This is a genomic window from Halomonas sp. BDJS001 (assembly GCF_026104355.1).
GTDB lineage: Bacteria > Pseudomonadota > Gammaproteobacteria > Pseudomonadales > Halomonadaceae > Vreelandella.
On the sequence record NZ_CP110535.1, the window covers coordinates 4,155,222 to 4,168,494 of the forward strand.

The 13,273-nt window shown below is 54.0% G+C and carries 12 protein-coding genes; 5 read left to right on the forward strand and 7 right to left on the reverse strand.

Annotated features, from left to right (window positions below; genetic code table 11):
- Positions 1-14 precede the first annotated feature (14 nt).
- The 7 genes from OM794_RS19305 to OM794_RS19335 all read right to left on the reverse strand — a co-directional run bounded on the left by OM794_RS19305 (position 15) and on the right by OM794_RS19335 (position 7,611).
- Positions 15-1,295 carry a TRAP transporter large permease gene (locus tag OM794_RS19305; protein WP_226246826.1) on the reverse strand — a complete coding sequence of 427 codons (1,281 nt, stop codon included), beginning with the start codon at positions 1,293-1,295 and terminating at the stop codon, positions 15-17.
- The gene (locus OM794_RS19310; RefSeq protein WP_226246825.1) at positions 1,292-1,813 is read right to left on the reverse strand and encodes a TRAP transporter small permease; all 522 of its coding nucleotides are present in this window, start codon (positions 1,811-1,813) and stop codon (positions 1,292-1,294) included. The genes OM794_RS19305 and OM794_RS19310 overlap by 4 nt, the downstream gene beginning before the upstream one ends.
- Before the next feature lie 53 nt (positions 1,814-1,866).
- On the reverse strand, positions 1,867-2,865 hold the full coding sequence (locus OM794_RS19315) for a TRAP transporter substrate-binding protein (protein WP_226246824.1): 999 nt from the start codon (positions 2,863-2,865) through the stop codon (positions 1,867-1,869).
- A gap of 231 nt (positions 2,866-3,096) precedes the next feature.
- Positions 3,097-3,759, reverse strand: a complete 663-nt coding sequence (locus OM794_RS19320; RefSeq protein WP_226246823.1) for a GntR family transcriptional regulator — start codon at positions 3,757-3,759, stop codon at positions 3,097-3,099.
- A gap of 248 nt (positions 3,760-4,007) precedes the next feature.
- Positions 4,008-4,628, reverse strand: coding sequence for a TetR/AcrR family transcriptional regulator (locus tag OM794_RS19325; protein ID WP_088701924.1), 621 nt, complete (start codon positions 4,626-4,628; stop codon positions 4,008-4,010).
- A gap of 93 nt (positions 4,629-4,721) precedes the next feature.
- The gene (locus OM794_RS19330; protein ID WP_226246822.1) at positions 4,722-6,218 is read right to left on the reverse strand and encodes a CoA-acylating methylmalonate-semialdehyde dehydrogenase; all 1,497 of its coding nucleotides are present in this window, start codon (positions 6,216-6,218) and stop codon (positions 4,722-4,724) included.
- Between the two features lie 19 nt (positions 6,219-6,237).
- Positions 6,238-7,611, reverse strand: a complete 1,374-nt coding sequence (locus OM794_RS19335; RefSeq protein ID WP_319001048.1) for an aspartate aminotransferase family protein — start codon at positions 7,609-7,611, stop codon at positions 6,238-6,240.
- Positions 7,612-7,936: 325 nt separating this feature from the next.
- On the opposite strand from OM794_RS19335, the gene OM794_RS19340 reads away from it, so the two are divergent.
- Genes OM794_RS19340 through OM794_RS19360 form a run of 5 tightly spaced genes read left to right on the forward strand, consistent with a single transcriptional unit; the run spans position 7,937 to position 13,266 of the window.
- Positions 7,937-8,191, forward strand: coding sequence for a hypothetical protein (locus tag OM794_RS19340; protein WP_226246821.1), 255 nt, complete (start codon positions 7,937-7,939; stop codon positions 8,189-8,191).
- Positions 8,192-8,193: 2 nt separating this feature from the next.
- Entirely contained in the window at positions 8,194-9,717 is a 1,524-nt protein-coding gene (locus OM794_RS19345) for a sodium:solute symporter family protein (RefSeq protein WP_226246820.1), read from the forward strand.
- Between the two features lie 11 nt (positions 9,718-9,728).
- Positions 9,729-10,571 carry a FadR/GntR family transcriptional regulator gene (locus tag OM794_RS19350; RefSeq protein ID WP_226246819.1) on the forward strand — a complete coding sequence of 281 codons (843 nt, stop codon included), beginning with the start codon at positions 9,729-9,731 and terminating at the stop codon, positions 10,569-10,571.
- Positions 10,572-10,589: 18 nt separating this feature from the next.
- Positions 10,590-11,864, forward strand: a complete 1,275-nt coding sequence (locus OM794_RS19355; protein WP_226246818.1) for a Zn-dependent hydrolase — start codon at positions 10,590-10,592, stop codon at positions 11,862-11,864.
- Between the two features lies 1 nt (position 11,865).
- Positions 11,866-13,266 (forward strand): amidase, encoded by a 1,401-nt coding sequence (locus OM794_RS19360; protein ID WP_226246817.1) that lies wholly within the window; start codon positions 11,866-11,868, stop codon positions 13,264-13,266.
- Positions 13,267-13,273: the final 7 nt, after the last annotated feature.

Here is a 13,273-nt window from a genome sequence, read left to right on the forward strand (position 1 = left end):
TCTCCGACTCAACGTTAACGGGTTCTAAAAAAATCGGGTAAGGCGGTCACGACAGATGGGACGTAAGTCGCCAGCAGAAGCACGGCCAACATGAAACTCAAGGGCAGGATGATTTTGCCCGCTACGCGCATGATGGGGCGCTGGGCGATACTGCTAGCGACAAACAGCGTGATGCCGTAGGGCGGCGTGATCATGCCGATGGAAAGGTTGATGATGATCACCACGCCCAGATGCAGCGGGTCGATACCGTAGCTCTGCGCCACGGGCATCAACACCGGCACCAGGATCAATATGGCGGCGATGCTTTCCATGAACATTCCGACAAAAATCAGCCCGACATTCAGCAGCGCCAGAAATACCCAGGGATTGTCTGACACAGACTGTAAAAAGCCTACCAATAGCTGGGGTGCGCCTTCTCTGGCCACTAACCATGAGAAAATATTGGCCACGGCAATGATCATCATCACGGAGGCAGAAATACTCGCCGCCCGCAGCATCAGGCGAGGCAGATCACGAAACTTGAGCTCTTTATAGATAAAGAGCCCCACCAGAAGTCCGGTCGCAACAGCGACCGAGGCGGCTTCGGTCGGAGTAAAAACGCCCCCGACAATACCTCCGATGATGATGATGGGCATCAGAAAAGCCGGAATGGCCCTCAAGGCGGTCGCACCCAGTTCCTTCAAGGAGAAAGGCTGCACCTGGCTATACACACCGCCATAACGCCGGGCGTGAAAATACCCCGCCAGCAACAGCCCCAGCGCCATTAAAAACCCTGGTACGACACCGGCGATAAACATATCGCCTACCGAAACATTACCTACCGAGGCCAGCACGATCATCATGATGGAGGGAGGAATGACGGGACCCAGAGAGCCCGCCGCGGCCATCAAACCAGCGGCAAAGTCGATATCGTAACGGCGACTTCTCATCTCGGGCAGCATTAGAGAGGCGGTGGCCGCCGTATCCGCAGAGCCAGAACCCGACACGGCTGCAAGGCCAGTGCCCGATACGACGGACACCAACAGCAGCGACCCTCGAATCCAGCCGACCAGCGCGGTTGCAAAATCGATCATGCGACGTGCAATACCGCCGCGCTCCATCAAAAGCCCTGACAGGACGAAAAACGGAATGGCCATGATGGTAAAACTGTCCAGACCCGCGAACAGACGCTGGGGAATAATGCTGCTAGATATCCCCTCGCCCACCAGCACAAGACTCGCCGAGACGCCCATGGTAAAAACGATGGGGGCGCCGGCAATTAAAAGCAGTACGAATAACACCATGACCATGATCATAATGCGGTTTCCTCATTATTATTGTCAGCGCTATCTTTAGCGAAAATCTTCTTTAAATAGGCAATACTGAATTCGAGGAAGAAATAGCCAAGCCCTACCGGCAGGGAGAGATAAGGTATCCACATGGGTATACCCAATGCCGACGAAGTCTGAATCTGGCCAATTTGAAGTAGCCGCTGACTGGCGAGAATAGCGAGCCATAAAAACCAGCTGCCCAAAAGCAGAATAAAAAGTGCTGTAATTCGCTTGAGAATATCGGGCAAAACGTCATACAGGATATCAACGCCAATATGCAGCTTTTCACGCATGGCAATACCGGCGGCCAAAAAGATAACCCATATCTGGGCGAAGGTAGCCGTTTCTGCCGCACCAGCCACGGAAAATCCGAAGACATACCGTCCTGCCACAAGCGTCAGTATTGCGACGACCATATAGCTGAAAAGGACAACGACACATACGGCAATCAAGAACCTGATACCGTGCAGCACTCGCTCAGCCACTTGCACTATAGGTGCCATAATTACCCCCTGAAGTAGCAGGGCTATATCAATAGCCCTGACTCTCTAAACGGCTAGCGTAGTTGCTCAATGACGTTCAAAAGCTCTTGCTTCTGATCCGTATCGACGAATTCGCTATAGACCGCCTGAGACCTTTCGCGGAAGGGTTCGATTTCAGGCTGGGTAAACTCAACACCGGCACTTAAAAGCTCTTCACGGATGCGCGCGTCCATCTCGGCATATACTTGACGCTCGTATTGAGCGGACTCTTTACCTGCAATCATCACAGCCTGCTGCACATCTTCGGGCAGACTTTGGAAGCGCTCCTCAGACATGATGAGATCCGCAACCAACGTGGTCCAGCTCACTTCGGCAAGATATGGCGCCACCTCGTAAAACCTCTGTGCCTGATAGTTGGTGAAGGCAGCTTCAGCGCCATCCACCACGCCAGACTCTAACGCCGCATAAAGCTCGCTGTAAGCAAGTGGCGAGGCATTAGCACCAAACGCGTTGAAAGAGGCAACATGGGCCGGAATCTGCATAGTTCTAATACTTTGGCGCTCCAGGTCTTCGATACTGTTGACCGGCTCCTGGGTCACGATATGGCGAACCCCCGCCTCGTAAAAGCCCAGTAGTTTAAAGCCGTTGTCCTGCATAGAACCGGCCAGACGCTCGCCAACCTCGCCGTCCATAACGCGATACATGTGCTGACGGTCATCAAACAGGAAAGGCAGATCAAAAATCGACAATTCGGAAACGAAGTTGGTCAAAACACCGTTAGTGGGAACGGCAATATCCAGAGTACCTAAAAGCAACCCCTCGATCATTTCGCGCTCATTACCTAACTGATTATTAGGAAATATCTGCACGGTAACTTCGCCGTTTGTTTCGCGCTCGACAACTTCTGCGAATTTTTCTAACCCCTTTTGATAAGGCTCGCTCAAGTTGGCCGAGTGCCCAGCGCGCAACACTAAGCTTTCAGCCCAAGAAGACGTGGAGTAAATAGAGGTAAGTGCAATAATTCCAACAGCTATAGATTTTTTCATAATTATCTCTCTTAGACGTTGACGCATTATTTGTAGACCACCGGTATACCAACTGTCAACCAATAATCCCACGTGGAAAAATTATTTCTACGCTCCAAAAAAGGTATAAAATAAGGCATTTGCACAAAAATTGTGCGACGCTCTACTGTCTATTAGATTCTCTTGCACTTATTAAGCTTTCGCAAAGATTCGAAAGCTTTCTTAACGAACAATCTGGTATCTGAGAGCACCAAACCGGTGCATCAAAACGAACTAAAATTAGAGAGCTTCAAAAATATTTTTCTTCGTTTCACGTAGGTGATCGTACATTGCCTTACGCGCCTTATCAGAATCGCCTTCTACGATGGCATTGATTATCGCCAAGTGTGCGTCATACCCAGGGAAAGATTTGGCGGGCAGCGTCTGGTTTTCAAAAATCTGCGTCGTTTTTCTCAGTTCAGAAATAATTTTTAGAAGCACTTCGTTGCCGGTGACCTGTGCGATCCCCATATGCAGTGTTTGATCAAACTCCCACTGTTGCTCAAGCCCCACTTGTTTAGAAAGCCTAATTGAATCTAACCTCTCGACCCAGTCCGCGATTTCCTTGGTTTGTGATTTAGCCGCTGCCAGAGCAGCCGCCTCGGGTTCGAGTAGCTCTCGTACCTGTAGTGCAGCCACATATTCATTGATGGCGATTTTTTTCACGCCAATGGTGCGTGCATTCAAGCGTACAAGCCAACCTTCTGCCTCAAGTCGTCTTAAGGCTTCACGTACAGGGGTACGCGACATATCCAGCTTATCTGCAAGGCGCCTTTCTTGCACTATATCGCCCCCAGAAAGCTCGCGGGCAAGAATCATCCGCATGATAGCCTCGTAGGCCACACTCGAAAGGCCTCCGTGATCAGCTTGCTCATAAGAAATCCAATCATTCACTGCTAACATAAAGGTTGTCATCCCACTATTAATAAAACCACCTGGATACTGCTAAAAAGCATTGTAATAAGTTCTTATTATTTACACCTAGACCTCATTATCACCACCTTGAAATTAACAGATACTAAGCGGTACTTAACTGTATCAGCTTTGTTAAAGAAAGATGTACCAGCTTTTCTAGTCTCATTACAATACAGTATATCGACTCATCCAGATAAACGCTCTTGCAGCCCTAGAAAATATCCTTGAATGTCATATCAAGCCGTCAGCCCAATGCCGCGCAAAATCACCGAGGTGACCGACTGCACGGCTTTTTCGAACTGCAGGTCATCCAGCGGTTGATCGTCGTTGAGCAGATAGATCTGGTAGTCGAAGTCGGCGTAGTGCTGGGTGGAGGCCCAGATCATATAGAGCAGGTAGGAAGGCTCGACGGGGTTGATTTGACCTGACTCGACCCACTCGCGGATTTTCGACTCTTTAAGCTTGGCCCACTCGTAGAGGTTGTCGCGCAGGCTCTCTTTGAGGATCGGCGCGCCCTGCATCACCTCGGCCGCCCATACTTTCGAGCCGTGGGCGCGATTGCGGGAGTGGTTCATCTTGGCGCGAATATAGGTGGAGAGCACCACGCGGGGGTCATCGTAGAGCTCGAAGCAGAGCGCGTCCTGCTTCCAGACCTCTAAAAGCTCCAGTAACACATCCTGGTACAAGGCTTTTTTGGTGGAGAAGTAGTAGTGCACGTTGGACTTGGGAAGTTCGGCCATCTGGGCGATTTCCCCCATAGAGGCACCGGCGTAGCCTTTTTCGGCAAATAGCTGCTCCGCGGCTAAGAGAATCTTCTTAACGTTGGTCTGGCGAATTTCATCCTGGGTTCTTGCCACGCTGCACTCGTTCCTTACGTCGAAGATAGGCACTAACAAAAGCACCGCCGCAGAGCGACGGTGCTGAGAAGATCTCCTATTTACCCTAGGACGTCAACTTTGATTGGCGGGGAACGAGAACTCCGCACGGGTCGCTTCGCTAACCGACGGCCAGCGCTGGGAAACGGCTTTGCGGCGGGTGTAGAAGCGCACTGAATCCGGGCCGTAGGCGTGAAGATCACCAAACAGTGAGCGCTTCCAACCGCCAAAGCTGTGGTAGGCCACGGGCACTGGTAGCGGCACGTTCACCCCGACCATGCCAACCTCGATAGCGTCGGTAAAGCGACGGGCAGCTTCGCCATCGCGGGTGAACAGGCAGGTGCCATTGCCGTATTCGTGGTCGTTAATCAGTTGCATGGCGTCATCAAGGCTAGCAACCCGCATGACACAGAGCACCGGCCCAAAAATCTCTTCCTGGTAAATGCGCATCTCGGCGGTGACGTTATCGAACAGGCAGCCACCCATGAAGTAGCCCTCCTCGTAGCCTGCGACTTGCAGATCACGGCCGTCTGCGACCAGCGTTGCACCAGCGCTTACACCATCTTCGATAAAACTGAGCACTTTAGCGCGATGCTCGGCGGTCACCAGCGGGCCCATATCCAGATCTTTTTTAGTGCCGGGGCCAACTTTCAGTTGGGCAATTTTAGGCAGCATGGTTTCGACTAAACGATTGGCCGTTTCATCGCCGACGCACACCGCCACCGAGATCGCCATGCAGCGCTCGCCGCAGCTACCAAATGCTGCGCCCATTAGCGTATTGGCGGCGTTCTCTAAATCGGCATCCGGCAGCACGACAGCATGATTCTTCGCCCCACCTAGAGCCTGAACGCGTTTGCCCGCAGCAGAGCCCCGGCTATAGATCGCTTCCGCGACCGGCGTTGAGCCAACAAAGGAAATGGCTTTTACGGCCTTGGCGTCCAGCAGCGTTTCCACCGCTTCGCGTCCACCGTGTATCACATTCATGACGCCTTTCGGCAGCCCCGCCTCTTGTAGCAGTTCAGCTACCGCCATCGCCGCTGAAGGATCCTTCTCCGAGGGTTTGAGGATAAAGGTGTTGCCGCAGGCGATTGCCATGGGGTACATCCACAGTGGCACCATGGCGGGGAAGTTAAACGGCGTGATGCCCGCCACCACGCCTAACGGCTGAAAGTTAGACCACGCATCAATACCTGGCCCTACGTTGTGGGAGTACTCGCCTTTGAGGAGTTCCGGTACGCCGCAGGCGTACTCAACGTTCTCAATGCCACGCTTGAGCTCCCCCATAGCGTCTTCCGGGGTTTTGCCATGCTCTTCGCTAACCAGTTGCACCAGGCGGTTAGCGTTATCTTCGAGCAGTTGCTTAAAGCGGTACATCACCTGGGCGCGCTTGGCTGGCGGGGTATCGCGCCAAGCAGGAAATGCCGCCTGGGCAGCGGCAATGGCACGCTCTACGTCGGCTGCATTGGCATCCGCCACTTGGCGAATCACTTTGCCCGTTGAGGGATTGGTTACGTCCAGCGTCCGCTGGCTTTGTACTAATTCACCGTTAATCAGGTGGGAAACATTACTCATATTTAAACTCCGGAACAGATTAGGCTAACGAATCCAAGGTCGTCGCCACGGCATCGAAAAGGCGTTCTAGCTCGGCTTCAGTAGTGCCAAACGGAGGGCCAAACTGCAGCGTGTCACCGCCGTAGCGCACATAGAAACCCGCTTCCCAGAGCGCCATATGCGCATCCCGCGGGCGGATAATGGGGTCGCCATCCCGCGGTGTTAGCTGTATCGCCCCTGCCAAACCGTAATTGCGAATATCGACAACGTGATTGCGGCCTTTCAAGGCGTGTAGCTTCTGCTCAAAGGCAGGTGCAATGGCAGTGACTTGAGCAGGGAAGTTTTCACGCTCCATCATGTCAAGCGCCGCTAGACCCGCCGCGCAAGCTACGGGGTGAGCGCTATAGGTGTAGCCATGTGAGAACTCGACGGCATGCTGGGGGCCACCGGCGTGCATAAAGGTATCGAAAATCTCGCTTGAAGCGATCACTGCGCCCATAGGGATAGCGCCGTTGGTGATCTGTTTGGCCACGTTCATGATATCTGGCGTGACGCCAAAGGCTTCGGCGCCGGTGGTCGCACCACTCCGCCCAAAGGCAGTGATGACTTCATCAAAAATCAGCAGAATATCGTGGGCACTGCAGATCTCACGCAGCCGATCCAAATAGCCCTTTGGCGGCACAATCACCCCCGCCGAACCGGACATGGGCTCGACAATCACCGCTGCAATGGTTGAAGCATCGTGCAGGGCGATTTGATCCAACAGCGCATCGGCAAGCTCGGCACCGGTTTCCGCTTGACCACGGGTATAGGCATAGCCCGCCTGAAGGGTGTGCGGCAAGTGCGTTACATCCATCAACTGGCCGTAGTGTTTACGATTACCACCGATACCGCCCAGGCTGGTGCCGCCAATATTCACCCCGTGATAGCCCTTGGCACGGCCAATCATACGAGTCTTCTCCGGCTTGCCTTTTAAACGCCAGTAGGCTTTGGCCATCTTGACTGAGGTATCGGCGGCTTCAGATCCTGAGTTGGTGAAAAATACATGATCCAGCCCGGCAGGCGTGAGGCTAGCCACCTTTTCCGCCAGCTTGAACGCCAGCGGATGACCAATTTGAAAACCGGGGGCAAAATCGAGGCTGCCGAGCTGCGCCGCCACGGCTTTCTGTATCTCTTCACGGTTATGCCCCGCGCCACAAGTCCAAAGCCCGGAAAGGGAATCGAATAGCTTACGGCCCTGATCATCAATGTAGTAACGCCCTTCCGCCCCGGCGATAACGCGCGGGTTAGCACGAAAATCGCGGTTGGCGCTAAACGGCATCCAATAGTGCTGGTTAAGCGCCGTTTTTGAGGGCGTCTCTGCTGTCGGGGCACTCGAGGTTTCAGCGGGGGTTTTGCTTTTTATTCCAAACATGGTGTCCAGCTCCATCGCTATAGGGCATTGCCTCAGCATGCGCCACCAGACACGTTTATAAAATTACGCTCTTCTTTTGTTCACGTTAGAGAATCTATACGTAACAAGGCATCTCGGCATGCTTCTTGACCTTGACGCCGGTTGAGAAAGCACCTAATCATTATATTTATGCGAATAAATACAACAAATCTATGAAGCACGCCCAACCAGTATTTGGCACCGATAACGCTACTTCCAAGAAGCTCACTGTTGGTAGCTGCGTACTGAAAATATTGCTCACAAACTCAACATAAACAATTCACTATGAATATAGGGCAAACTCGCTATGAAGTATTTAACTCCCCTCAAACTGTCGATTTACAGCGTCATGCTTTTCAGTTTCTTTATGCTGGAAAGCCCCATCATTATGTTGGCTAACCGTATAGAGCCCATGTTGATGGGCATCCCCTTCCTGCTGGTATGGAACTTGTTTTGGTGGTTTGTGCTAACGGCGCTTTTTTTGGTGGCCTATTTCACCAACTGGGGCAGCCACGCACCAACCACGGCTCACGTCACTAAACAGCCATCACAAGGGGATTAACCATGACCGGCAGTCTATTAATTATTGCGGCGTTTATGATCATCCCATTATTGGTGGGGATTTTATCAGCGCGCCAATCGCAAGAAACCAGTGAAGATTTTTTTGTTCAGGGTCGCGCCATGGGCAGTATCGCGGTGTTTTTCACCGTGGCAGCAACCTGGTGGAGTGCCTTTGCCTTCCTTGGCTCTAACGCCACCTTTTATACCAATGGGCCAGTATTTCTTACCGCGCTCGCCTGGAACCTGCTGTTTGGCTTTATGTACTACTGGATCGGTAAGCGGGTTTGGTTTTTAGGCAAGCGATTCAATTATTTAACCCCTTCAGATTTAATTGGTGACTTCTATAACAGCGAGGCGCTACGCATTACCGTTGCCGCGATTACGCTGATTTTCACCGTGCCTTATTTGCAGATCCAGCTAACCGGGGGCGCCTACTTAATCGAAGTTGCCTCCGGTGGTTTGATTCCTTTCTGGCTCGCCGCGTTGCTGTTCTACTTCATCATTATTATCTACGTATGGATTGGCGGCATCCGCGCCATCGCCTGGACTGACGTTATTTATGGCGCGCTGCTGTTCTTCGGCATGCTGTACGCGGGTTACTACATTTCCACCCAGGTAGGAGGGCCAGCCGCTCTGTTTAGTCAGTTACAGCAAAGCTCACCCGAGCACCTCACTATGCCTGGGCCTAACGGGACAATGGGCTACCCCATGTGGTTCTCGCTGTTTGCCATTACCGCGATTGGTGCCTTTATGGGCCCCCAAATCTGGCTGCGTATGTACTCGGTCAAACACGGCAAGCTGTTCAATTTAATGCCCTTTCTACTCGGTTTGGCAGCCTTTGCCTATGTGGGCTCGGTGCTGTCTGGTTACTCCGGGGTGCTGCTTGAGCCCGATGTGGAAAACCCCGATCAAATCCTACCCATCATGTTAATGGATTACGCCCCTTACCTGCTTGCCTCGCTGATTATGGCGGCAGGCGCTTCAGCAGCGATGTCCACCGCTAATTCGCAGATTCACGCGGTGTCCACAGTGGTAACGATGGATATCTATAAGCGCTATGTGAACCGTGAAGCAAGCCAGGCGCGGATCGTTTATATCGGTCGTTTATCGTTAGTAGGCTTCTCTCTGGCGGCTTATATCATGGCGCTTACCGTCCCCGGCGTGTTGGTGACTATCGGTATTGCTGCGCTGGCGGGTACCGCACAGCTGGTTATTCCTACTATCGGCGCCATCACCTGGAAAAAAGCCCACCCCACTGCGGCGCTTGCGGGGCTTTGGGTCGGTGTTGCCTGTGTACTACTGATGACCTTTGGCCCGCTAAGTGCCCCCTTTGGTTACCACGCGGGTATTTGGGGACTATTGTTGAATGCGGTGCTGTTTGTTGGCCTAAGCCATGCGCTGCACCGTCGCGATACAGCAGTAGTGGAGCGGTTTAGCCAGGCACGCTACGACTACGATGCTGAGTACCACCCCGAGCGTTTGCTCGCCTATGGCCAAGCAGTGACCAGCAACGCTGACCACAAATAAGGAGTGGGTTAATGACTCAAGCCCCTGTTTCAACCTCTGGTTCAGCCTCACGGCGCCGACCCAAACTTGCCGAGCTGATCAGCGACGATATCAAGCGCTGGATTGCCGCCGAATCTTTGGGAGAAGGCGACCGACTGCCGAACGAAAAAGCGCTGATGGAGCTTTATGGTAGTGCCAAGGCGACGGTGCGAGAAGCGCTCAAGATTCTTGAGGTTGAGGGGCTAATCACTTTAAAAACCGGGCCTAAAGGCGGCGCGGTAATTAATCAGCCAGGCATGGAGCCCGCCAGCCGAATGCTGCGTAACTTCCTGCATTTTCAGCAGTTGGATGGCAGGCAGGTTTACCAGTTGCGCAAACTGCTGGAAGTGGAGCTGGCAGCATCAGTGGTGGGAAGGCTCACCGAGCACGACTTCCAGCAGTTGGAAGCCAATATGTCGGCCTGCGCTTGCTGCGCGAGCGATGAAGAGGATCACCGACACCAGCGCTTTTTGGAGCTGGAGTTTCACCAACTGCTGGCGCGTGTCTGCCCTAATCCTTTGCTCGCCTTTATGTGCCAGTTTTTAAACGACATGCTGCGCGATTTGGTAGTGATAAAGAAAGCTTACGTGCCCGAACGCAAGCAGTTCGATCACGCCAATCAGGACTACCACCGCCAGTTGGTGGACGCCTACCGGGCCGAAGATATCCAGCGTGTGCGCCAGGTAATGGCTGAGCATATGGCCGATGCCGAGCACCATATGAGCGCGCTGGAAGCGGAAATGGCCGCGCAGATGCTGATCAGCAACGATTCTCCCAACCTTCAGAATCACCGTTCCAAGCTACACGACCTAGCGACGGAAAATGCATCCGTTTAATCTTGCGAGGAGAGTGAAATGAACACCTACGTTACGCCCAGCAAAGATAGCACCGACCTACGTACTGACAGCGACCGCCTATGGGAGTCGCTAATGGAGATGGCCAAACTAGGCGCCACTCCTAAAGGCGGGGTGAACCGTCAAGCGCTTACCGATTTAGAACGCCAGGGGCGCGACCTGTTTATCCAGTGGTGTCGCGCCGAAGGCTGCACAATTCGCATTGATAATATCGGCAATATCTTTGCCCGCCGTGAAGGCAGCGACCCCAACGCCAAAACGGTGATGGCGGGCAGCCACCTGGATAGCCAACCCACCGGCGGTAAGTATGATGGCTGCTTTGGGGTACTCTCCGGTCTGGAAGTGATTCGCACCCTTAACCAGCACAACATCACCACGCAATCCCCTATCGAAGTCGTCGCCTGGACGAACGAAGAGGGTTGCCGCTTCCCACCCTGCATGATGGGTTCCGGTGTGTTTAGTGGCGTGCTTGAGTTTGACGCCATGATGGAGCGTACCGACGCCGATGGCGTCACGGTAAGCGATGCCCTGGACGCCATTCACTACCGCGGCAGCGACAGCGTTTCGCCAGATGAGATAAAAGCGTACTTTGAGCCGCACATTGAGCAGGGACCGATCCTGGAAGATACCGACACAACCATTGGCGTGGTTATCGGTGGGCTTGGCCAGAAGTGGTTTGATTTAACCCTGACCGGACTTGAAGCCCACGCAGGCCCCACGCCGATGAACCTACGCCGGGATGCCATGATGGGTGCAGCCGAAGTCACCCAAGCGCTCAACCGTATCGCCTTCGATCATCAGCCCCACGGTCGCGGCACAGTAGGCTGCATGACGCTGCACCCCGGTTCGCGCAATGTGATTCCCGGTCAGGTCAAAATGACTCTGGATATGCGTCACTGGGAACCGCAAGCACTTGAGAAAATGGGCCAAGCAGTCACCGCCGCTGTTGAAGAAATTTGCCAACGTCACGGGCTGGCGTACGAGCTGACACCCACTGCTGACTTTGCACCAGAGCACTTCAATAAAGCGTGTGTTGATGCCGTGCGCCAAGCAGCTGAAAAGCTTGAGCTATCGCATATGGATATCATCAGCGGCGCAGGCCACGATGCGATGTTTGTTGGTCGCGTTGCCCCTGCCGCGATGATCTTTATTCCCTGCAAGGATGGCATTAGCCATAACGAGGTCGAGAGCGCCACGCCAGAGCACGTCCACGCAGGCTGTAACGTGCTGCTGCACGCCATGCTGGAAGCGGCAGGTGTCGAGGATGGCGAATAGCATGGCAGACACCTTAGCAACCCTGACGGCCGTGGACGCCCTGGCGCGCTTCAGTGATGGATCGCTTTCACCGGAGACGCTGGTGGAGGACTGCCTGGCGCGTATTGAGCGGGATAACCCCAAGGTCAATGCTTTCACCTGTGTTAACGGCAAAGAGGCCCGCCGGTTAGCAGCCGACTCCGCTCGGCGCTGGCAGGCAGGCACGCCCTGCGGCCCGCTGGACGGCATCCCCGTTACCATTAAGGATTTAACCTTAACCAAAGGGCTGCCCACCCGCCTGGGTTCAACGACCACCACCCCGAATGGCCCTTGGGAGGTAGATGCGCCAATCAGCCGTCATCTTCGTAATGCCGGGGCGATCGTGATCGGCAAGACCACTTCGCCGGAGTTTGGCTGGAAGGGTGTCACCGACAACCCGCTGCATGGCATTACCCGCAACCCCTGGAATACTGAACTAACTCCAGGGGGATCATCAGGCGGCGCGGGGGCAGCCGCGGCGCTCAACCTTGGCCTGCTGCATCAGGGCAGCGACGCGGGTGGCTCTATTCGCATACCGTGCAGCTTTACCGGCACTTTTGGCATTAAACCCACCTTTGGCTGGGTGCCCCAGTGGCCCGCCAGCACCATGAGTACGCTCTCCCACTTGGGGCCAATGACCCGTACCGCTGCTGATAGCGCACTAATGCTTAGCGTAATGGCGCAGCCTGATGTTCGGGATGGCTACTCCGGCAACCCGCTTGGGCCAGACTGGCTAACACCTCCTCCTGCGGATCTAAGCGGCTGGCGAATCGCCTTTAGCGCTGACCTTGGCTATGTAGAGGTAGCTCCTGATATTGCCCAGCGGGTTGAGGCAGCCGTTGCCCATTTAGAAGCATTGGGCGCGACGGTAGAGCGAATTGACCCTGGCTTTAGCAATCCGCTTAAGACGTTTAATACGCTGTGGTTTGCAGGCGCTACTCAAGCGCTCGAAAAACTCAATGAACAGCAGCAAGCGGCACTCGACCCAGGATTTCTGGATATCGCACGGCGGGGTCAGGATGTCTCACTTTCCGCCTATCTCGCCGCGCGGCGGGAACGTAGTGAATTGACGGCGCATATGGCAATCTTTCATCAGCAGTATGACCTGCTGGTTACCCCCACCATGCCCATTGCCCCCTTTGCAGCCGGCCACAACGTGCCGCCAAGCGGGCGCTATAAAGACTGGATGGATTGGACGCCATTTAGCTACCCCTTCAACCTTACCCAACAGCCCGCCGCCTCCATGCCTTGCGGGCTGGATAGCCAAGGGTTGCCGGTAGGCTTGCACCTTGTGGCAGGCAAATACCAAGATCTAAAAATACTGCATGCCGCTCAGCTGCTGGAGCGCTATTTGCCACCACTCACACCACCGGGAATGGCATAATTACGCG